A 20,399-nucleotide genomic window follows, 5' to 3' on the forward strand; every position below is an offset into this window, starting at 1 on the left:
GAAAGGGTTCGACTTTCAGGGAATGACCCCGGTCGCCCGGCCCGCGCTTTCGAACATGCCCAATATCTGCTCGACCTGTTCGTCGCTATGCTCGGCGCACAGCGAGCAGCGCAGCAGGAACATGCCGGTCGGGGTCGCCGGCGGCCTGGCGGTGTTCACATAGAGCCCGGCTTCGAGCAGGCCCTGCCAAAGCGCCACCGCCTGGGCCATGTCGGTCAGGATCACCGCGATGATCGCCGACTGGGCGGTTTCGGTGCCGAGCTTGTAGCCCATGTCGCGCAGCCCCTGGTGCAGGCGGCGCGAATTCTTCCACAGATGGGCGCGCTTGTCGCCCGCATGCATCAGCTTGCGGATCGACGTGGCCGCGGTCGCGACCACCGAGGGCGGCAGCGAGGCCGTGAACACATAGGGCCGGCAGACGAGGCGCAGCACCTCGAACTTGGGATGGTTCGAGACGCAGAAACCGCCGACCGTGCCGACCGACTTGGAGAAGGTGCCGACGACGAAATCGATGTCGTCGGAGACGCCGGCCTCCTCGAACACGCCACGGCCATGCTCGCCGAAGAAGCCCATGCCATGGGCCTCGTCGCACAGGATCATCGCGCCGTGCTTCTTCGCGACGGCGACCATCTCCTTGAGCGGGGCGATGTCGCCCATCATCGAATAGACGCCCTCGAGCACGACCAGCTTGCCCGCCTCTACCGGCAGGCGGCCGAGCCGCTTGTCCAGATCCTCGACGCTGTTGTGGCGGAACCGCACGACCTCGGCGTTGCCGAGCGAACAGCCGTCATAGATCGACGCATGGCTGTCGGCGTCGAGGATGATGTAGTCGCCCTTGCCGGCGATCGTGGAGATCATCCCGAGATTGGCCTGATAGCCGGTCGAGAAGACGATCGCGTGCTTCGTTCCGTAGAACTCCTTCAGCGCGTCCTCGCATTCCTTATGGCCCTGATAGGTGCCGTTGAGGACGCGGCTGCCGGTGGTGCCCGCGCCGAACTCGTCGAGCGCCCTCTTGCCCGCCGCGACGACGTCGGGATCGAAGGTCATGCCCATATAATTATAGGTGCCGAGCAGGATGGTCTTCCTGCCGTTGATCAGCGCCTCGGTGGGCGACAGCACCTTGTCCATGACGATGCCGTAGGGATCGCGCACGCCGGTCGCGAGCAGCGCCTCACGCTCATTGATCAGCCCGTCGAACTTGGAGAAGAGATCGGTCGTCACCGGGGCTCAGCTCCGCAGTTTGGCGACGGCGTCGACGAGCTGGCCGACAGTCTCGATCTCGGCCTGCATGTTCATCGTGATGATGATGTCGAACTCGTCCTCCACCGCGGCGACGAAGTCCATCACGGTCAGGCTGTCCCATTCGAGATCGCCGGCGAAGCTCGTCGTCTCCTTCAGGTCGACGCCCTTCTTGTTGAAGGGCTCGATCTGCTCGGCGACGCGGGTGAAGATGTCTTCTCTGCTGCTCATCTTGCGTCCTTAAAGCGATTTGGCGGCAGATGGAATCATCCGTCGGCTCGCAAATCGCGGGGAATGAAAAATCCGTGGCGTTGCGCTTGCCAAGCGATTGCGGCGGCTTCGCGGCAGCCGCGCGGCGGCGCTTGGCAGCGTGCTGCCCGCCGTGCATAAATATGACAGGGGGCAAGTCGGAATAGGGGGGAATGTGTCGGCCGATCCAGCCAATCCGAACGGACCGCGCGTCTATGCGCCCGATTTCGTCCACCTGCTGCGCACCACCCAGTCGATCCAGTATCAGCTCAGCCAGATGGCGGACCAGAAAGCCAATCTGCTGATGGGCACGACCTTCGTGATCTTCACCATCACCATCGGCCAGGCCAAGAGCGGCAATCCGCCGGTCGCGCTGCTGATCCTCGGCGCCGCCGCCTTCCTGTCGGCGCTGCTCGCGGTGATGGCGGTACTGCCGTCCACCAAGGCGGTGCCGCGTGCCGACGGGCCGGCCAACCTGCTGTTCTTCGGATCGTTCAGCCAGCTGAGCGAGGAGGAGTTCATCGCGCTGATGATGAAGACGGTGCAGACCCATGAGGGCGTGTTCGAGGCCTTCGCGCACGATATCTACCAGAATGGCCGGGTGCTCGCGCGCAAGAAGTACAAGCTGCTCGGCTATGCCTATAAGGTGCTGGTCTGCGGGCTGGTCGCCAGCTTCGTCGCCTTCGTGCTGCATTTCGCTATCGGGATCGGATAGCTTAAAGCCAGCCCTTGGCGCGATACCAGTCGGCCGTCGCCCTGAATCCATCGGCCGCCTTCACCTTCGGTTCCCAGATCGAAGCCGGCGGGCGGTGCTTCGCCACCCAGTCGGGATGGCAGAAATAGCGCACCCGATCCGGCGTCAGCTTGGCCTTCTCCCCGAGCCGCATCCGCTCGACCATCGCCGCGAGCCGGAGCAGGAAGCCGGGCATTGCGATCGTGAGGAGGCGGGGCCGCCCCACCGCCGCCCCGATCAGCTTGCCGAAATCGCGGTGCGAATAGCCTTCCGCCACGCTGTCGTCAGGCTCGTAGGTCTGGCCGATCGCGGCATCGGCCTCAATGAGGTCAAGCAGCAGCCGGGCGAGATCGCCCGCCTCGATCAGCGACAGCCTTCCCCTGGGCGGCAACGGCAGCAGCCCCTTGCCCTTGGCCACGCGGAACAGCTCCAGCATCTCGCGATCACCTTCGCCATAGATGGCGGGGGGCGGATGATCGTCCAGTCGAGCGGAGCGTCGCGCACCAGCCGCTCGGCACCCCATTTCGACCAGCCATAGTCGGAAAGATCGGGCTCGCGCGCGGACAGCGACGAGACATGGATGAAGCGCCGCACGCCAACCGATTCGGCCGCGGTCAGCATCGAGGCGGTGCCGGTGACGTTGGCTTCGACGAAGCCGGCCAGCGCCGGTGCGTTGATGCAGCCGGCGATATGGATCACCGCGTCGGCACCCTCGATCAAATCCGCCAGCAGCCGGTGATTTTCCAGCGTGCCCCTGACCCATTCGACATTGGGGCGCGGCAGTTGCGGGCTGCGCGCCAGCGCGCGTATCTGATGCCCCCGTGCCGCCGCCTCGCGCAGGACATGGCCGCCCAGGAAGCCCGTGCCCCCGGTGACCGCCAGGATCACAGCAGCACCATATGATCGCGATGGACCAGAGCCGACCGTGGCGCATAGCCGAGGATCACCTCCAGTGCGTCCGACCGTCGCCCGACGATGCGGGCGGCATCTTCGGCGTCATATTCGATCAGGCCGCGCGCGATGGCGTGCCCGTCTGGCCCGACGATGTCGACCACGTCGCCGCGCGCGAACCGCCCGTCGACCGAGACCGCTCCGGCCGCCAGCAGGCTGCGTCCCTGCCCCAGCGCGGTGGCGGCGCCGGCATCGACCGCGATCCGGCCGCGCACCGTCAGCCGGCCGGCCAGCCAGGCCTTGCGCGCCGTCCCCTGCTTCTCGCCGACGAAGACCGTGCCGACGCCATCGGCATCGAAGGCGGCCAGCGGATGATCGCGCTTGCCCGAGATGATGGCGAGATGCGCGCCCGATCGCTGCGCGATCCGGGCCGCCTCCAGCTTCGAGACCATCCCGCCCGATCCCATGCCCGATGCGGATCCGCCATCGGCCATCGCCCGGATGCGCGCATCGATACGGCGCACTTCGGGAACGAGCTTCGCCGCCGGATCGCGATGCGGATTGGCGGTGTAGAGGCCATCGATATCGGACAGCAGGATCACCCCCTGCGCCTCGGCGGCCTGGCCGATGCGCGCGGCCAGCCGGTCATTGTCGCCGAAGCGTATCTCCTCGGTCGCGACCGAATCATTCTCGTTGATCACGGGCACGACGCCGAGGCTGAGCAGCCGATCGAGCGTCGAGGCCGCGTTGAGATAGCGACGGCGATCCTCGAGATCGTCGAGCGTCACCAGCATCTGGGCTGCGGTCAGCCCGCGATCGTGGAGCAGTTCGGCCCAGCAGTGCGACAGCGCGATCTGCCCGGTGGCGGCGGCGGCCTGCGCATCCTCCAGGCTGGCCCGCCCGCCCTTGGGCAGGCCGAGCCGCCGCGCGCCCAGCGCGATCGCTCCCGAGGATACCACGGCGATCTTCTGCCCCGCCGCGTGCCGCGCGGCGAGATCAGCGACGACACCCTCCAGCCATTGGCGCCGCACCTTGCCGTCGGGATCGACGAGCAGCGCCGAGCCGATCTTGACGACCAGCCGGGGGCAATTGGCGGGGGCGAAGCGGTCAGCGGACATATCTATTCCGTCGCCCCGGCGGAGGCCGGGGCCGTCACGAAATGGTCGCGCCGTGGCCTTTTGCGGCCCCGGCCTCCGCCGGGGCGACGAACAATCGTCGTCAAATCGGCGACCACGGCTCGGCTTCCCCGTCGTCATTGGCCGCCACCGTCTCGGGCGCGGGGCCCAGTATCTCGATGATATGATCGAGCACCGCGGGCAGGCCCTCTCCGCTCGCGCCGGAAAGCAGCATCACCTCGGTCCCGCTCTTCTTCGCGAGCTTCTTCGCCAGCTTGTCGCGCGTCTTCGCGTCGATCGCGTCGATCTTGTTGAGCGCGATGACCTGGGGCTTGTCGGCCAGCCCTGCGCCATAGGCTTCCAGTTCGCCCTGGACGATCTCATAGGCGCCGACCGGATCGTCGCCGCTGGCGTCGACCAGATGGAGCAGCACTCGGCAGCGCTCGATATGGCCGAGGAAGCGATCGCCGATGCCCGCCCCTTCGGCCGCGCCCTCGATCAGGCCGGGGATGTCGGCGACCACGAATTCGCGATTCTTGTGGCTGGCGACGCCGAGCTGGGGACGGATCGTGGTGAAGGGATAGGCGCCGACCTTCGCCTTGGCGTTCGAGACCGCGTTGATGAAGGTCGACTTGCCGGCATTGGGCAGGCCCACCAGCCCGCAATCGGCGAGCAGCTTGAGCCGCAGCCACACCCACATCTCCTCGCCGGGCCAGCCCGTGCCGTGCTGGCGCGGGGCCCGGTTGGTCGAGGTCTTGTAGCTGGCATTGCCGCGCCCGCCGTCGCCGCCGCGCAGGAACACCTCGCGCTGGCCCGGCACAGTGAAGTCGGCCAGCACCGATTCCTTGTCTTCGGACAGGACCTGGGTACCCACCGGCACCTTGATCACAAGATCCTCGCCGCCCGCGCCCGTGCGGTTGGACCCAGCGCCGCCATGGCCGCGCTGGGCCTTGAAATGCTGGGTGTAGCGAAAGTCGATCAGCGTGTTGAGGCCGGGCACCGCCTCGAAGATGATGTCGCCGCCCTTGCCGCCATTGCCGCCGTCGGGTCCGCCATATTCGATGAACTTCTCACGCCGGAAGCTTACCGCTCCCGGTCCACCGCTGCCCGAGCGGACGAAGATCTTGGCCTGGTCAAGAAAATGCATCGCGGCCCTTTATACGAAATGGCGGCGAAAAGAACCCTCGCGCTCCGCGACGGGTTCGTCATCCCGACGAAAGTCGGGCCTCAGCCGCGCTTCACCAGCCGCGCATGATCCGGAGCTGATGCGCCAGGGTCGCCCGCGCAGTTTCGCGCGGCACTTCGAGCGCGGCCGCGATCGGGCCGCCGATCATGCCCTCGCCCAGCGCGGTCAGCACCAGCATCTGGGTGATCTGGCGCAGCGGCGCGCCGCGATATTCGCCGAGTTCCTCGACCAGATTGTGGACGGCGTCGAGGATCGGCGCGAGCCCTTCATGCTCGCCGGACAGGATCATCCACGACATCAGCGCCGCCATGCCCTGCTTTTCGAAGGCATCGAAAGTGATATCGACGATCTCGCGCATATCGCCTTCGGTCTGGCGTGCCTCGACCACCTTTTCGCTGATCTCCACGATGATCCGACCGGTCATCATCTCCGCCATCGCCCGGCGCAGTTCACCCGCCGACCCGAAATGATGAAGGATGTTGGCATGGGTGCGGTTGATCCGCTTGGCGACCGCCATCAGCGTGACCGCCTGCGGACCGTCATCGATCAGGATGCTGCGCGCGGCTTCCAGCGCGAGCTGGCGCATCTCGTCGGTGGACAGGCGCGGACGGGTATGCGGCATCGGTGGGCCCTGACGATCTCAAACAGGCGCGAAGCGGACGCCCCCAAGGCAGCGGAAGCGACGGCCCCACGCCGTGGCCGCCGCGAATAGCATCGCCGCCGCGACCGAACGCAAAGCAATTTCTGTGTCCGCTGCAAGCCGTGCTTTGCCTGTGTGATGTCGCTAAAACAGTGACTTAGAGTCAATTTGCAACAATGTAAGCTGATCGCTTGAAAGCTTATTGCGCGAAGCGGCGCACAACGCCGCCCAGACCACCGAATGATGGCCCGTGGCGGCGATGCGGTCAGGCAGCCATCGCATCCTCGCGATCATAGCCGGCCTTGGCGGGGAACCGCGTCCGTCCCTGCGCGAAGGCCGTGCGGACATAGTCGACGCAGGGTTCGAGCGACCCGCGCGCCGCGCAGCTTCGGGCACTGACCGTGCCGGTCGGTTCGAAACCGAGCTTTTCGAGCACATGCGCGGAGGCCCGGTTCTCGGCGAAGTGACCCGCGACGAGCCGGGGCAGACGCAGGCCCCGGTCGGCCAGGTCGACCACCGCGCGCCCGGCCTCGGTCGCGAAGCCGAGACCCCAATAGGGCCGCGCAATCCAGTAGCCGAGCTCGGCGCCATCCGCGTGCGGCTCGAGGCCGATGCCGCCGACCAGCCGGGGGGCGCCATGGGTACGCGCGAAGATCAGGAAATTGGGCAGCGGGCCGGGATCGGCCGCAAGGAAGGCTTCGGCATCCTCCAGCCGATAGGGCCAGGGGACGCGCGCAAGCCGGCCGGCGACGGCGAAATCGCCGATCGCGTCGGCCAGCGCCCGCGCATCTTCCATCCAGCCGGGGCGCAGCAGCAGCCGCGGGGTACGAGCGAACATAATCTGAGAACTCCCTCTCCGCCGCCCCGAAAACGCCTTTGAACTTAAAAGGTTACAGGGCAGCGACAATTTTTTGAGGGAGACACGAAAAAGGGAGGGGGTGCGACCCTCTCCCTCATCGATCCGGCGTGCCGGACCTTCGGGTCGCCCTCTGGACGACCCGAAAAACGGTTCGTCCGATTTACTCGGCGGCTTCCGCCATAGCGTCGACCGAGACATATTTCCGGCCGAGCTTGCCGCTGTGGAAAGCGACGCGGCCCTCGGCCAGCGCGAACAGCGTGTGATCCTTGCCGATGCCGACATTGCGGCCCGGATAGACCTTGGTGCCGCGCTGGCGGACGATGATGTTGCCGCCGACGACGGTCTCGCCGCCGAACTTCTTCACACCAAGGCGGCGGCCAGCCGAATCGCGACCATTGCGCGAAGAGCCGCCTGCTTTCTTATGTGCCATCTCAAACTACTCCCTGGGCTCTTCGGATCAGGCTTCGGCGGCCGCAGGCGCTTCCGCCTTGGCCTTGGCCGGTGCCTTCTTCGCCTTGGCTTCGCCGCCGATCGACAGGATCTTCAGGATCGTGTGCTGCTGGCGATGGCCGTTGCGACGGCGATAATTGTGGCGGCGGCGCTTCTTGAAGACGATGACCTTCTCGCCCTTCGCCTGGGCGATGATCTCGGCAGAAACGCTCAGGCCCTTGACGTCCTTGAGGTCCGCGCCCTCGCCGGCCAGCAGGACATCGTCCAGCGACACGGTCGAACCCGCGTCACCCGCGATCTTCTCGACGACGATCTTGTCTCCTGCGGCAACGCGATACTGCTTGCCGCCCGTGCGCACGATAGCGAACATGGCCCTCATCACTTCTTCAAATCTGTTAGCGCAAAGGCAATGGCTCGCGGCCATCCACCCCGCACGGGAAGGGGCTCGCTATAGGGGGAGTCGCCGAAAGTCAACCATTATGGCCAGACCAGCCGCCCAAAATGATCAGGGGCGGCCGAAGCGGGTCCGCCTCAGTGCCTGTGTTCGCGGCGCAGGCGGTAGCGCCCGTCGGCATAGCTGTCGAACAGGCCATCGATCGCCGGATGGTCGATCATCTCGTCGCTGTCGTCCCGCACCAGATTCTGCTGGCTGACATAGGCGATGTAGCTGCTATCGCTGTTCTCAGCGAAGAGGTGATAGAAGGGCTGCTCCTTGGAAGGGCGGATATCCTCCGGAATCGCCTCATACCATTCGTCGGTGTTGGCGAAGACCGGGTCCACATCGAACACGACCCCGCGAAACTCGAACAGCCGGTGACGCACCACATCGCCGATCGCGAAGCGGGCGTGGGCGACGGGCGGGGAGATGATTCCCTGGTGCGGAGCGCCGATGACCGGCGGAATGGAAACGCTCTTTTCAATCACAGGGCTAATGTAGGGAAGTCTCATCGACATGCAAGCTGGCGCTTGGCAAGCGCGAATCCTTCCGCTAAGGCCCGCCCCCTATCGACTGGCAGGCGGCTCCACGGCCCCCTGCTTGCTCCTCTGCGGAGAGGTGCCGGAGTGGTCGATCGGGGCGGTCTCGAAAACCGTTGTGCCCGCAAGGGTACCGTGGGTTCGAATCCCACCCTCTCCGCCACCCTACGCTCCCTAGCGGGAGCTTCGGGTGGCAGGCCACCTTGGAATGAAACGAGGTCGGTCTGCCATCCATCATCCCGTTCCGCGATAACGCTTCCAGAGCTCCGTCATGCCTAGCCTGATGCTGCAGGGGACCGGCTCCGATGTCGGCAAGTCGGTGCTGGTGGCGGGGCTTTGCCGCGCCTTCGCGAATCGGGGACTCGTCGTCCGGCCGTTCAAGCCTCAGAACATGTCGAACAACGCGGCGGTGACGATTGACGGCGGCGAGATTGGGCGCGCCCAGGCGTTGCAGGCGATCGCCTGCCGGGCCGAACCGCATAGCGACATGAACCCGGTGCTGCTGAAACCACAGGCGGACATGACATCGCAGCTGATCGTCCACGGCCGGGTGCGCGGCACGCTGGGCAGCGCCGATTTCATCGAGGGGCGCCGTCCGCTGCTCCCGGAGGTGCTGGAGAGCCACAAGCGGCTGGCGGGACAGTGCGACATCGTCGTCGTCGAGGGCGCGGGATCGCCGGCGGAGATCAACCTGCGCAGCGGCGACATCGCCAATATGGGATTCGCGCGCGCGGCGGGGGTGCCGGTGGTCCTGGTCGGCGATATCGATCGCGGCGGCGTGATCGCGGCGGTGGTCGGCACCCGCAATGTGATCGACCCGGCCGACGCGGCGATGATCCGCGGCTTCATCATCAACAAATTCCGCGGCGACCCCACATTGTTCGAGGACGGCTATCGCGCGATCGAACGGCTGTCAGGCTGGCGCGGCTTCGGCGTGGTGCCCTGGCTGCCAGCCGTCGCCCGGCTGCCGAGCGAGGATGCGGTGATCCTTGAACGGGCTTCGGCCCGCGATGCCGGCCGGCTGCTGGTCGCCTGCCCGATCCTGCCGCGCATCTCCAATTTCGATGATCTCGATCCGCTGAAGCTGGAGCCCGGCGTCGAACTGGCGATGATCCCGCCGGGGCGGCCGATCCCCCCCGAGGCCCGGCTGGTGGTGCTGCCCGGTTCCAAGGCGACGATCGCGGATCTCGCCGCGCTGCGGGCGGAGGGCTGGGACATCGATATCCTGGCGCATCACCGCCGGGGCGGCGCGATCCTGGGGCTTTGCGGCGGCTATCAGATGCTCGGGCGGCAGATCAGCGATCCGGACGGGATCGAGGGGCCGGCGGGCAGCGCCGAGGGGCTGGGGCTGCTCGACGTCGAGACCCGGCTGTCGCCGGCCAAGACGCTGCGCCGGGTCCGGGGCATGGCGATGGGCGCGGCCTTCGACGGCTATGAGATGCATATGGGCGAGACGGCAGGGCCCGATACCGCCCGGCCCTTCGCCCGCTTCGACGACGGGCGCGGCGACGGCGCGGTCGATGCGCGGGGGCTGGTGATGGGCAGCTATGTCCATGGCCTGTTTGCAGCGCCCGGCCTGCGCGGCGCGCTGCTCGCCCGGCTTGGCGCGGTCTCGGCGGGCCGGGACCATCATGCCGATGTCGATGCCGCGCTCGATTCGATCGCCGGCTCGCTCGAACGCCATCTCGATATTCCGGCGCTGCTCGAACTGGCATCCACCTCCGCCTGATTGCCGTGGGGGCCCTTCCCTCCCTATAGCGGGGCGATGGACAGCGCGCCGGAACAGGGGGCGGCAGGCGCCCGGCCCGCATCGATCGCGCGAATCTGCGCCTGGACCGCTATCGGCGCGACCCTGGCGCTCGCCTTGGTGTTCCGCGTGATCGGGCTCGGCCACCTGCCGGGCATCAACGGCGACGAGGCCTGGTATGGCGTTCTGGCCGAGAAGATCGCCGCCGGCGCCTCGGCGTCATGGCGGACCCCCACCGGCAATCTGCCCGGGCCTTTCCAGCTGGGGCTGCTGCTGCTGCTCCAGCCCTTCTTCGATCCAGACTTCGCGCTGCTGCGCCTGCCCAGCCTGCTGTCTTCGATCGCCGCCATGGGGCTGGGTTGGTGGATCGTCCGCCACTTCTTCGGCGCGGGGGCGGGGCTGATCGCCCTGCTGCTGCTGGCGACGATGCCAGTGACGATCGCCTATGCGCGCTTCGGCTGGGACCCGAGCCATGTGCCGCTGATCGGTCTGGCCGCCGCCGGATGCGCGCTGGCGAACCGGCCGCTGCTCTGTGCGATCGCCTTCGCCATCGCCCTGGTGACGCATGCCACCAGCATATTCATCGCGCCCTTCCTGACCCTGGCCCTGCTGGGCGCGGCACGCGAACAGGAGGGCTGGCGGCCCGCACTTCGGCACGCCGGGCTGTTCTCGCTGCTTCTGATCCTCGCGCTCGCGGTGATGACGGTGACGATCTCGGGCGGGAACGCCTCGGTCCAGCCGGCGGCCATCGCGGAGCGGCTGGCCGATCCGCGGCAGTGGATCGCCTTCCTTATGCTCTACGGGCGGCTGCTGTCGGGTGATACCGTCTATATGTTCGTCGCCGGCACCGGCTTCGGTGCGCTGCGCCCCCTGGTCGACGTGACGACCATGGTTCTGCTGTGCGGGCTGACGGCGCTGGGGCTGCGATCGCTGAGCCGGCGGGGCTTCGGGCGCGAGGCGGGTGTGGTGGCCGGCTGGCTGGCGACGCTGCTCGGTTTCTTCCTGGTGGCCGGCAATGGCGCGATCATGCCCCATTTCGAGCGCTATGCGATGTGCCTGATCGCGCCCAGCACCCTCGCCCTAGCGGTGCTGGCGCGGGAGATCGGGGGGCGGCGCGAACGGCTCACCTTCCCGGTGGCCGCTACCGCATTGATCGCGGCGCTGCTGCTTGCCGGTTTCTGGCAGCATTATATCCGCGCGCTGGAAATGAGCGGCAGCCTATCCCATCGCGCCTTCCAGACCGGGCCGGTCGAACCCAAACAGGAGGCGTTCGACGCCATCCTGGCCGAAAGCGGCGGACGCCCAACGGGGGTGATGGCAGAGGACTGGTGGCTCGCCTGGCCGATCGCCTATCTCGCGGCGGGGCACGCGATCGACGTCACCGACGTCTCGACGCTGCCGCCAGGCCCGGTCGTGCCCGGCCGGCTGTGGCTGACATTCGCGGGCAGCGAGCTCGACCGCCGGCTGGCGGCAACGCCCGGCACGGTGCTGCGCCAGACCATCGCCGGCACGGGACGGCCGGCGCTGCTTCACCTCTGGCGGTCCGCGCGCTCCAGCCACTCGCCCATGCGCGCGACGAACCAGTCTGGCGAGAGCGCCTCCGCCAGGCGCGCCTGAGCGCGGCGGACGATCGCCATCCGGGCGCCCTCATCGGCAAGGAAGGGCGCGCAGGCCGCTTCGAGATCCGCATAGTCCCAGCGTACCGGCACATAGGTCTCGCCCGGCACGAACAGATCGGGCGCGGTGCGGATATGGGACATGTCCGGCTTGACCAGCAGGCAGCCTGCCATGATCGCCTCGAAATCGCGCCAGCATATCTCGCCATAGCCGAACGGGCTGACGCAGATTTTCGCCGAGCGCAATTCGCGGTCATAATCGGCCTGCGGCACCCGTTCGCGCGGCACCGCCACCGCCCAGTCCCGCGGCAGAGATTCGAGCGCCGCGACGGCGGGCGCGCGCAAGTCAAGCAGCCATTTGTCGGGCGCCACATAGGCGCGACCGCAGATATCGATCGTGCGCGGCGCGTCGGCGGGCCAGACCGTCAGCCCGGCGATCCGGTCGTCGAGCGCGACGTTCCAGCCGAGGTGGAGCGCCCCCAGCCGCGCCGGATCGATCCCACCCGAGGCCGGGATGATGTCGTCGGCAAAGGAGCGGCCGGCGCTCCGCGCGGCATGGTCGGTGAGATTGCTCTTGCCGATGAAGCGCCGGGCATAGTCGGCCGGATCGGCGAAGACATGCTTCTTCACATAGAGATCGCACAGATCGAGCAGCGCCGGCCAGAGGATCGCGCTGTCGTCGTCGCCATCGAAATAGACCAGCCGTGGCCCCCGGCCCGCCCAGCGCCTGGCCGTCGACGCCACGGCTTCGGCGGACCGGCGGAAGGAGATTTTGAGGCCGACGAGATCATAGTGCGACAGGGACGACGGGATCGGGCCATCGAGCGGCAACCAGTCGATGGCAAGGCCGAGGTCGCGGCGCAGCCGGGTGCGATGCCGCCAGATCGGCGCGAATTGCTGCTCGCTGGTATATTCGCGCCCGTCGCTGACCAGCAGCATCCGCCGGGCGGACGGGCGCAGCCCCACCGCCAGCGCGGCACGCCAGCCGCCGATCGCCCGACGAAGCCGTTGCCTCACCGGCCCGCCGCCCGGCGATAGGTGGCAAGCGCCTGCGCCACCACCTGATCCATATTATAATAGCGATAGGTGGCGAGCCGGCCGACGAAGATCACGTCGGGCCGGGCATCGGCCATCGCCTCGTAAAGCTTGTATCGTGCCTGGTTCTCGGGCGTGGGGACCGGATAATAGGGATCGCCCTCGGCGCTGGGATATTCGTAGCTGATCGAGGTGCGGGGGGCCTGCTGGCCGGTCAGCCATTTATATTCGGTGATGCGGGTATGGGGCACCGCCTCGTCGGGATAGTTGATCACCGCCGCCGGCTGGAAACGCTCGACGTCATGGGTCTCGTGATGGAAGCGCAGCGATCGATAGGGCAGCGGGCCGTGGGCGTGCCCGAAATATTCGTCGATCGGCCCGGTCCAGACGAGCCGGTCGAACGCGACCGCCCCCCGCGCCTCGGCGAAATCGATGCCGGTCAGCACCGTGATCCGCGGATGATCGAGGATGCGCTCGAACATCGCGGTGTAGCCCTCCGCCGGCATCGCCTGGAAACGATCGGTGAAATAGCGATCGTCGGTATCGGTGCGCACCGGCAACCGCCCGGCGACCGAGCGGTCGAGCCGGGAGGGATCGAGCCCCCACTGCTTGGCGGTATAGCCGCGGAAGAAGCGTTCATAGAGATCACGCCCCACCCGCGCGACGACGATATCCTCCGACGTCCGGATCGGATCGACCGGCTCGGCCCGCTCGGCGAGGAAGGCCTCCACGGCCGCATTATCCTCCAGCCCGGCATCATAGAGCCGGTTGAGCGTGGTCCGGTTGATCGGGATCGGCACCCGCAGGCCGCCGCCCAGATCGGCGAGGACGCGATGCTCATAGGGGCGCCAGCCGGTGAAGCGCGACAGATAGTCCACCACCTCCTGCGCGTTGCTGTGGAAGATGTGGGGGCCGTAGCGATGGACCAGTATGCCGGCCGCATCGCGTTCGTCATGGGCATTGCCGCCGACATGCGGGCGCCGGTCGATGACGAGCACCTCCAGACCCGCATCGGCGGCGAAACGCTCGGCCATAACCGCACCCGCGAAGCCCGCACCGACAACGAGCACATCGAAGCGCCGGCCCGCCAGTTCGGCGGGGCCGCCCATGCTTCTCACCGCGCCCGGCTCCGCTTCCACAGCGCAAGGCCGTAGATGATTAGCGCGACCGCGGCGAACAGGAACCATTGCACCGCATAGCTGCGGTGATTGTTGGGGATGGTTTCGATCGATGGGGCCACACTCGGCGAAAGGCCAGGCGCGCCGCCCTCCAGCACGATCAGCAGCGGCACCGCCCCGGGCGCGCCGCCCAGCACGCGCTTCGCCAGCACCTCGTCCGGAATGAGCAGCCCATCACCCTCGATCCGCTGGCCGATCGCGGGAAGCGCGGGTTTCACGCCGGGCGGGCTCCAGCCGAGATCGGCCATGATCCGCCGCCCGTCGATGAGGGTGCAGCCCAGGATGTTGCGGAAGCCGGGCTGTTCGCCGCGGCCGAAGCCGCCGACCTGGACCGGAGCCCCGGAAATGCGGCAGAGGATGTGGGCCCGGCGAAAAGCGGCGCGTTCGATCGGCAGGTCCGCCGGCAGGCCGTAGAGCGCCGGCTCATGCCGGGCCGCGCGATAGCTGGCGAGCAGCCCTTCCTTCCATTCGGCGCGGCGCAGCTGCCAGAGGCCGAGCGCGATCATCGCCGCGACGGCAAGGCCGACGACCAGCGTGGCCAGGATGGGCAAGCGGCGCATCAGTCGCGCTTCACGATGCGCCCTTCGCGGGCGGCATTCTTATATTCTAGGGCGAGCAGCAGCCCCTTGGCCACGCGCAGCAGCCCGACGGTGAGGATGAGGGTGAGCGGGACCCACAGCAGCAGGTGGACGAGCAGCGGCGGCGACCATTTCAGCTCGACCAGGATGGCAAGCAGGCTGACCAGCCCGCCGACGATCAGGATCAGGAAGGCGGCGGCACCGTCGCCCACATTGAAGCTGCGGTAATCAAGCCCGCATCCCCCGCAACGATCGGCAAAGCGCAGGAGGCCGGCGAACAGACCCGGCGCCCCGCAGCGCGGGCACAGGCCACGCAGGGCCGCATCGAGTGGCGGGGGGCGGTCGGGTCAGCCATGGCTTCGATGATGCCCTTTAAAAGAAAGGCGCGGCAGCAGGTCTCCCCGCCGCCGCGCCCCGATGTCCAGTCGGTCGGCCCGATCAGCCGTGAACCGGTGCACCCCAGCCGCCCCAGACATAGACGACGACGAAGAGGAACAGCCACACGACGTCGACGAAGTGCCAGTACCAGGCGGCGGCTTCGAAACCGAAATGCTGCTGCGGGGTAAAGTGCCCCTTATAGGCGCGGATCAGGCAGACGATCAGGAAGATGGTGCCCACCAGCACGTGGAAACCGTGGAAGCCGGTCGCCATGAAGAAGGCCGCGCCATAGTTGATGCCCTTGAAGGGGAAGGGCGCGTGCATATACTCATAGGCCTGCACCGAGGTGAAAACCGCACCGAGGATGATCGTCAGCCACAGACCCTTTTTGAGGCCCTCGCGGTCGCCGTGCAGCAGCGCGTGGTGCGCCCAGGTGACCGTGGTGCCCGAGCAGAGCAGCAGCAGCGTGTTGAGCAGCGGCAGGTGGAAGGCGTCGATCACCTCCAGCCCCTTGGGCGGCCAGACGCCCGCCGCATGGGTGATGCTGTTCGGCCCCTCGATGATCGAGGTGGCGCCCTCGTTGAACTGCAGCGCGACCGGGAAGAGCGAGAAATCGAACCACGCCCAGAACCAGCCGACGAAGAACATCACTTCCGAGGCGATGAACAGGATCATGCCATAGCGCAGGTGCAGCGACACCACCGGCGTATGATCGCCGGCATGGGCTTCCTTCACCACATCGGCCCACCAGAAATACATGGTGGCGAGCACGCCCGCGAGGCCGAGACCCATCACCTCGGCACCATAGGCCACCTTGTGCATCCACATGACCAGGCCGCCGAACAGCGCGAAGGCCGCGGCGGCACCCATGAGCGGCCATGGGCTCGGTGGAAGGATATGGTAGTCGTGGCTCTTGGCTCCGGCCATTTTCGTGCCCCTGATCGTTCGCCCGCAGGCCTATTGATGGATCGTCCTTAACCGCCCGCCCGTTCCGAATCCACAGCGGATTTGTCGGGGAAGAAGGTGTAGGACAGGGTGATTTCGTTGAACTTGCCCGCTTCCTTGTCCTTCAGGATGGCGGGGTCGACATAGTAGATCACGGGCATGCGTATCGTCTCGCCCGGCTGCAGCGTCTGGCTGGTGAAGCAGAAGCACTGGATCTTCGTGAAATACTGCCCCGCCAGTTCGGGCGTGACGTTGAAGCTCGCGGTTCCGGTGATCGGACGGTCGCTGAGATTGGTCGCGGTGAAGAAGGCCATCTTGCGCGCGCCGATCGCCGTCCGCTCGATCCTCTTCTCGGGGCCGAAACGCCATGGAAGGCTCGGCGAGACGTTCGCGTCGAAGCGGACGTTGATGATCTTGCCGGCCACCTCGCCCGGGGCGACGCCGGTGGTGCTGCGCATCGTCGTGCCGCCGAAGCCGGTGACCTGGCAGAACATCCGGTAGAGCGGAACCGCGGCATAGCCGAGCCCGAGCATGGCGATAGCGATCGCCATGGCGATCAGCCCGACGCGGGTGTTGCGGTCGGCGGGAAGCGCGAGGCTCATAGCATCTTCGCGATCGAGATCGCGTACATCAGGACGACGAAGCCACCCAGCAGCAGGGCCATCACGATCGCGCGCGACTTCTGGCGGCGGCGAATCTCGCTTTGGTCATCGGGGGTCATGCCAGCACCTTGTCGGCCACAACCAGGCCGAAGACGAGGAACAGATAGAGGATCGAATAGGCGAAGAGCTGCCGTTCGGGCTTCATCTTCGCCTGCTCGGTCTCGCGGCTGAAACCGACGCGCAGCGCCAGCAGCAGGAACAGGCCGGACAGCATGGCCGCGCCCACGCCATAGAGCGCGCCGGTCAGACCCAGCGGCCAGGGCATCACCGCCGCGACCGCCATCGGCACGCTGTAGAGCAGGATCTGGATGCGGGTGGCACGCTGCCCGACGACGGCCGGAAGCATCGGCACGCCGGCGCGCGCATAATCGGAGTTGATGTAGAGCGCGAGCGCCCAGAAGTGCGGCGGCGTCCACAGGAAGACCAGGGCGAACAGCAGCACGGGCAGCGTCTCGACCCGGCCGGTTGCGGCGGCCCAGCCGATCAGCGCCGGGAAGGCACCAGCGGCACCGCCGATGACGATGTTCTGCGGGGTCCGGCGCTTCAGCCAGACGGTATAGACGACGACATAGAAGAGGATCGAGACGGCCAGGATCGCCGCCGCGAGCAGGTTGAGCGCGAGGCCCATCAGGACGACCGAGAAGACGCCCAGGCCGACGCCGAAATGCAGCGCCGACTGGCGATCCATGCGTCCGGCAGGCAGGGGCCGGTTCGCGGTCCGCTTCATCATCGCGTCGAGATCGGCTTCATACCACTGGTTGAGCGCGCCGGCCGCGCCCGCGCCCAGCGCGATGCAGAGCACCGCGGTGAAACCCAGCACGGGGTGGATCGACGCCGGCGCCGCAAGCAGCCCGCACAGCCCGGTGAACACCACCAGGGTGAGGACGCGCGGCTTGGTCAGCGCGAGGAAATCGCGCCAGTCGGCCGCGTTCGCAACGGGATAAGCCTTGCTCGCCATGGTCTCTCAGTCGGTCCTAACGGAACCGCCGCTCAGACGTCTGTCGAAGCGGCGGCCCCTGTCTTTCGCTGCAGCGTCGATCAGTGGCTGTGATCGTCGCCAATGTGCGGCAGCTGCTCGAACTGGTGGTAGGGCGGCGGGCTCGACAGCGTCCATTCGAGCGTGGTTGCACCCTCGCCCCAATAGTTGCCCTCGGCCTTTTTGCCCGCGAACAGCGACCAGAAGACGTTGATGAAGAAGAAGATCATGCTGAAGGCCATGATCTCATAGCCGTGGGTGGCCAGCGAGTTCCACTTGGCGAACGCATCCGGATAGTCCGGGATACGGCGCGGCATGCCGTCGAGGCCCAGGAAGTGCATCGGGAAGAACAGCACGTTCACGCCGATGAAGAACAGCCAGAAGTGAACCTGGCCCAGGAACTCGTTGTACATGCGGCCCGACATCTTGCCGAACCAGTAGTAGAAGGCCGCGAACAGCGAGAAGACCGCGCCGAGCGACAGCACATAGTGGAAGTGCGCGACCACATAATAGGTGTCGTGCATATAGTTGTCGACGCCGCCGTTCGCGAGGACGACGCCGGTGACGCCGCCGACCGTGAACAGGAAGATGAAGCCGATCGCCCAGAGCATCGGCGTCTTGAAGGTCATCGAGCCGCCCCACATGGTGGCGATCCACGAGAAGATCTTGATGCCGGTGGGGACCGCGATCACCATCGTCGCGGCGGTGAAGTACATCTTCACGTCGACCGACATACCGGTGGTGAACATGTGGTGCGCCCACACGACGAAGCCGACCACGCCGATCGCGACCATGGCGTAGGCCATGCCGAGATAGCCGAACACCGGCTTCTTCGAGAAGGTCGAGACGATCTGGCTGACGATGCCGAAGCCCGGCAGGATCATGATGTACACTTCGGGGTGGCCGAAGAACCAGAACAGGTGCTGGTAGAGCACCGGATCGCCGCCGCCCGACGCATCATAGAAGGTCGTGCCGAAGTTGCGGTCGGTGAGCAGCATGGTGATCGCGGCGGCGAGCACCGGCAGCGCCAGCAGCAGCAGGAAGGCGGTGACCAGCACCGACCATACGAACAGCGGCATCTTGTGCAGGGTCATGCCCGGCGCGCGCATGTTGAAGATGGTGGTGATGAAGTTGATCGCGCCGAGGATCGACGAGGCACCCGCGATGTGCAGCGCGAAGATGCCCATGTCGACGGCGGGACCGGCCGAGCCGCTGGTCGACAGCGGCGCATAGACCGTCCAGCCCACGCCGGCGCCATGACCGGTGCCGCCCGAGACGAAGGACGAGCCGAGCAGCATCAGGAAGGCCGGGACGAGCAGCCAGAACGAGATGTTGTTCATCCGCGGGAAGGCCATGTCGGGCGCGCCGATCATGATCGGGACGAACCAGTTGCCGAAGCCGCCGATGATCGCGGGCATGACCATGAAGAACACCATGATCAGGCCATGCGCGGTGATCAGCACGTTCCACATGTGGAGCGCGGTGTCGAAATCGGGCGCGCCGCCCATCAGGGCGGTCCAGGTCTGGAGATACTGGATGCCGGGCTGGGCCAGCTCGGCGCGCATCAGGCCCGAGATCGCGCCGCCGACGATGCCGGCGAAGATCGCGAAGATCAGGTAGAGGGTGCCGATGTCCTTATGGTTGGTGGACATGAACCAGCGCTGGAAGAAGGCCGGCTTGTGATCGGCATCATGGTGATGCGCATCATCGCCATGCGCCTCGAAGTGCGATGCGGTTGCGGTTGTATCGGTCATGGGATCAGGCCTTAGTTCTGCGCGGTCGCAGGCTGGGACGTGGCGGGAGCGGCCGGGGCCGCGGGGCCGGCTGCCGGCGGGGCCGCCGGAGCGCCCTCGGCCGGAGCGGCGGTGGCGGCCGCGGGCGCGGCAGCCGGTGCTGCGGCCACTTCCTCGCCCGGCATCTTGCCGCCCTTCGAACGCACCCACTGGGCGAACTTTTCCTTCGAGACGACCTCGACCGCGATCGGCATATAGCCATGGCGGGCGCCACACAGTTCCGAGCACTGGCCGTAATAAACGCCTTCGCGTTCGGCCTTGAACCAGGTTTCGTTCAGGCGGCCGGGAACGGCGTCCATCTTGGTCCAGAAGGCGGGAACCGCCCAGCTGTGGATCACGTCGTTCGAGGTGACGATGACCTTGACGACCGCGTTGACCGGCACGACCACCCGCTCGTCGACCGCGAGCATGCGGGGCTCGCCGCGCTTCTTGGCCTCGGCGTCGGGCAGCATGTTCGAGACCAGCTCGAAATCGCCATTATCGGGATATTGATAGGTCCAGTACCACTGGTTGCCGATCACCTTGACGGTGAGATCGGGCTTGGGCTGGCCATATTGATGCGCGAGCAGCCGGATCGAGGGGACCGCGATCACCAGCAGGATCAGCACCGGGACCAGCGTCCAGATGATCTCGATCAGCGTGTTGTGCGAGGTCTTCGACGGAACCGGGTTCGCCTTGGCGCGGAAACGAATCACCGCATAGGCGAGCAGGATGAGAACGAAGATCGAGATGATCGTGATGATGGGCATGAGCAGCGAGTTGTGGAACCACTCCGCGCTCTCGCCGATCTCGGTCACCTGCGGCTGGATCTTGTAGCCGCCGGGAATCGGCTGACCGATATCGGCCTCCGGCGCACGGTGCTCGAAGGCCGGCGCAGCGGCGGGAGCGGCCTCTGCGGGGGCCGCCGCGGCAGGCGCCGCCGGGGCCGGAGCCGCTTCCTGAGCCTGGACCGCCACCGGAATGGCCGCCAGCGAAAGCGCCATCATGATTGTCTTCAACGTCTTCATCTTACCCCCGTGAAGCGCGGTGATTCCACGCCTGCCTGTTATCGGGCCCTACGAAATCGAGCGCCTTATAGGCGCGGCTCGCCTGTGCCTCAAGCACCGCTTGGCGCCGAATGCAAGCGGTTGAAGCGAATATATCCTGCCTCTATC

22 protein-coding genes, 1 tRNA gene and 1 pseudogene are annotated in these 20,399 nt (G+C 66.8%); 4 read left to right on the forward strand and 20 right to left on the reverse strand.

Annotated elements, in window-relative coordinates; all coding sequences use genetic code 11:
* Positions 1-15: 15 nt before the first annotated feature.
* Together spt and CMV14_RS21430 are read right to left on the reverse strand one after the other, a co-directional pair.
* Complete coding sequence (gene spt / locus CMV14_RS21425) at positions 16-1,221, reverse strand: serine palmitoyltransferase (protein ID WP_066965888.1); 1,206 nt, start codon at positions 1,219-1,221, stop codon at positions 16-18.
* A gap of 6 nt (positions 1,222-1,227) precedes the next feature.
* Positions 1,228-1,470 (reverse strand): acyl carrier protein, encoded by a 243-nt coding sequence (locus CMV14_RS21430; RefSeq protein WP_066965891.1) that lies wholly within the window; start codon positions 1,468-1,470, stop codon positions 1,228-1,230.
* A 193-nt stretch (positions 1,471-1,663) separates the two neighbouring features.
* Between CMV14_RS21430 and CMV14_RS21435 the strand changes: the two genes are divergently transcribed.
* Positions 1,664-2,203 carry a Pycsar system effector family protein gene (locus CMV14_RS21435; RefSeq protein ID WP_066966065.1) on the forward strand — a complete coding sequence of 180 codons (540 nt, stop codon included), beginning with the start codon at positions 1,664-1,666 and terminating at the stop codon, positions 2,201-2,203.
* Between the two features lies 1 nt (position 2,204).
* On the opposite strand, the pseudogene CMV14_RS21440 reads toward CMV14_RS21435, so the two are convergent.
* The 8 genes and pseudogenes from CMV14_RS21440 to hspQ form a co-directional block, all read right to left on the reverse strand.
* Positions 2,205-3,109, reverse strand: a pseudogene (locus CMV14_RS21440) (NAD-dependent epimerase/dehydratase family protein).
* Positions 3,106-4,230: a glutamate 5-kinase gene (proB, locus tag CMV14_RS21445; RefSeq protein WP_066965898.1), complete on the reverse strand. Its 1,125-nt coding sequence runs from the start codon at positions 4,228-4,230 to the stop codon at positions 3,106-3,108. Before proB ends, CMV14_RS21440 begins: the two are co-directional and overlap by 4 nt.
* 100 nt (positions 4,231-4,330) lie before the next feature.
* The gene (gene obgE, locus CMV14_RS21450) at positions 4,331-5,374 is read right to left on the reverse strand and encodes a GTPase ObgE (RefSeq protein ID WP_066965900.1); all 1,044 of its coding nucleotides are present in this window, start codon (positions 5,372-5,374) and stop codon (positions 4,331-4,333) included.
* A gap of 91 nt (positions 5,375-5,465) precedes the next feature.
* A complete protein-coding gene (locus CMV14_RS21455; protein WP_066965904.1) occupies positions 5,466-6,035 on the reverse strand; it encodes a TetR family transcriptional regulator in 570 nt (189 codons plus the stop codon).
* A gap of 283 nt (positions 6,036-6,318) precedes the next feature.
* The gene (locus CMV14_RS21460; RefSeq protein WP_066965907.1) at positions 6,319-6,891 is read right to left on the reverse strand and encodes a GNAT family N-acetyltransferase; all 573 of its coding nucleotides are present in this window, start codon (positions 6,889-6,891) and stop codon (positions 6,319-6,321) included.
* Between the two features lie 181 nt (positions 6,892-7,072).
* Positions 7,073-7,342: a 50S ribosomal protein L27 gene (gene rpmA / locus CMV14_RS21465; RefSeq protein ID WP_066965910.1), complete on the reverse strand. Its 270-nt coding sequence runs from the start codon at positions 7,340-7,342 to the stop codon at positions 7,073-7,075.
* A 27-nt stretch (positions 7,343-7,369) separates the two neighbouring features.
* Positions 7,370-7,732, reverse strand: a complete 363-nt coding sequence (rplU, locus tag CMV14_RS21470; protein ID WP_066965913.1) for a 50S ribosomal protein L21 — start codon at positions 7,730-7,732, stop codon at positions 7,370-7,372.
* 161 nt (positions 7,733-7,893) lie between these two features.
* Positions 7,894-8,283, reverse strand: coding sequence for a heat shock protein HspQ (gene hspQ, locus CMV14_RS21475; RefSeq protein WP_238147316.1), 390 nt, complete (start codon positions 8,281-8,283; stop codon positions 7,894-7,896).
* A 127-nt stretch (positions 8,284-8,410) separates the two neighbouring features.
* Between hspQ and CMV14_RS21480 the strand changes: the two genes are divergently transcribed.
* From CMV14_RS21480 to CMV14_RS21490, 3 genes are all read left to right on the forward strand, one after another.
* A tRNA-Ser gene (locus CMV14_RS21480) sits at positions 8,411-8,500 on the forward strand.
* 108 nt (positions 8,501-8,608) lie between these two features.
* Entirely contained in the window at positions 8,609-10,066 is a 1,458-nt protein-coding gene (locus tag CMV14_RS21485; protein WP_066965916.1) for a cobyric acid synthase, read from the forward strand.
* 36 nt (positions 10,067-10,102) lie between these two features.
* Positions 10,103-11,701, forward strand: coding sequence for a glycosyltransferase family 39 protein (locus tag CMV14_RS21490; protein ID WP_066965919.1), 1,599 nt, complete (start codon positions 10,103-10,105; stop codon positions 11,699-11,701).
* On the opposite strand, the gene CMV14_RS21495 is transcribed toward CMV14_RS21490, so the two are convergent.
* The 10 genes from CMV14_RS21495 to coxB all read right to left on the reverse strand — a co-directional run bounded on the left by CMV14_RS21495 (position 11,614) and on the right by coxB (position 20,252).
* Positions 11,614-12,717 (reverse strand): glycosyltransferase, encoded by a 1,104-nt coding sequence (locus CMV14_RS21495; RefSeq protein ID WP_083215963.1) that lies wholly within the window; start codon positions 12,715-12,717, stop codon positions 11,614-11,616. The genes CMV14_RS21490 and CMV14_RS21495 overlap by 88 nt on opposite strands.
* Positions 12,714-13,844, reverse strand: coding sequence for a UDP-galactopyranose mutase (glf, locus tag CMV14_RS21500; protein ID WP_083215967.1), 1,131 nt, complete (start codon positions 13,842-13,844; stop codon positions 12,714-12,716). Before glf ends, CMV14_RS21495 begins: the two co-directional genes overlap by 4 nt.
* 5 nt (positions 13,845-13,849) lie before the next feature.
* A complete protein-coding gene (locus CMV14_RS21505) occupies positions 13,850-14,473 on the reverse strand; it encodes an SURF1 family protein (RefSeq protein WP_066965922.1) in 624 nt (207 codons plus the stop codon).
* Positions 14,473-14,808 (reverse strand): DUF983 domain-containing protein, encoded by a 336-nt coding sequence (locus CMV14_RS21510; RefSeq protein WP_096367806.1) that lies wholly within the window; start codon positions 14,806-14,808, stop codon positions 14,473-14,475. Before CMV14_RS21510 ends, CMV14_RS21505 begins: the two co-directional genes overlap by 1 nt.
* Positions 14,809-14,929: 121 nt before the next feature.
* Complete coding sequence (locus tag CMV14_RS21515; protein ID WP_066965927.1) at positions 14,930-15,796, reverse strand: cytochrome c oxidase subunit 3; 867 nt, start codon at positions 15,794-15,796, stop codon at positions 14,930-14,932.
* Positions 15,797-15,843: 47 nt separating this feature from the next.
* Entirely contained in the window at positions 15,844-16,416 is a 573-nt protein-coding gene (locus CMV14_RS21520; RefSeq protein ID WP_066965930.1) for a cytochrome c oxidase assembly protein, read from the reverse strand.
* Complete coding sequence (locus tag CMV14_RS27410) at positions 16,413-16,535, reverse strand: cytochrome c oxidase system small membrane protein (protein WP_255250150.1); 123 nt, start codon at positions 16,533-16,535, stop codon at positions 16,413-16,415. The genes CMV14_RS21520 and CMV14_RS27410 overlap by 4 nt, the downstream gene beginning before the upstream one ends.
* Positions 16,532-17,434, reverse strand: coding sequence for a heme o synthase (locus tag CMV14_RS21525; protein ID WP_066965933.1), 903 nt, complete (start codon positions 17,432-17,434; stop codon positions 16,532-16,534). The genes CMV14_RS27410 and CMV14_RS21525 overlap by 4 nt, the downstream gene beginning before the upstream one ends.
* 80 nt (positions 17,435-17,514) lie before the next feature.
* On the reverse strand, positions 17,515-19,206 hold the full coding sequence (gene ctaD / locus CMV14_RS21530) for a cytochrome c oxidase subunit I (RefSeq protein WP_066965937.1): 1,692 nt from the start codon (positions 19,204-19,206) through the stop codon (positions 17,515-17,517).
* Positions 19,207-19,217: 11 nt separating this feature from the next.
* Entirely contained in the window at positions 19,218-20,252 is a 1,035-nt protein-coding gene (gene coxB, locus CMV14_RS21535) for a cytochrome c oxidase subunit II (protein ID WP_066965940.1), read from the reverse strand.
* Between the last annotated feature and the right edge of the window lie 147 nt (positions 20,253-20,399).

The organism is Rhizorhabdus dicambivorans (assembly GCF_002355275.1).
GTDB lineage: Bacteria > Pseudomonadota > Alphaproteobacteria > Sphingomonadales > Sphingomonadaceae > Rhizorhabdus > Rhizorhabdus dicambivorans.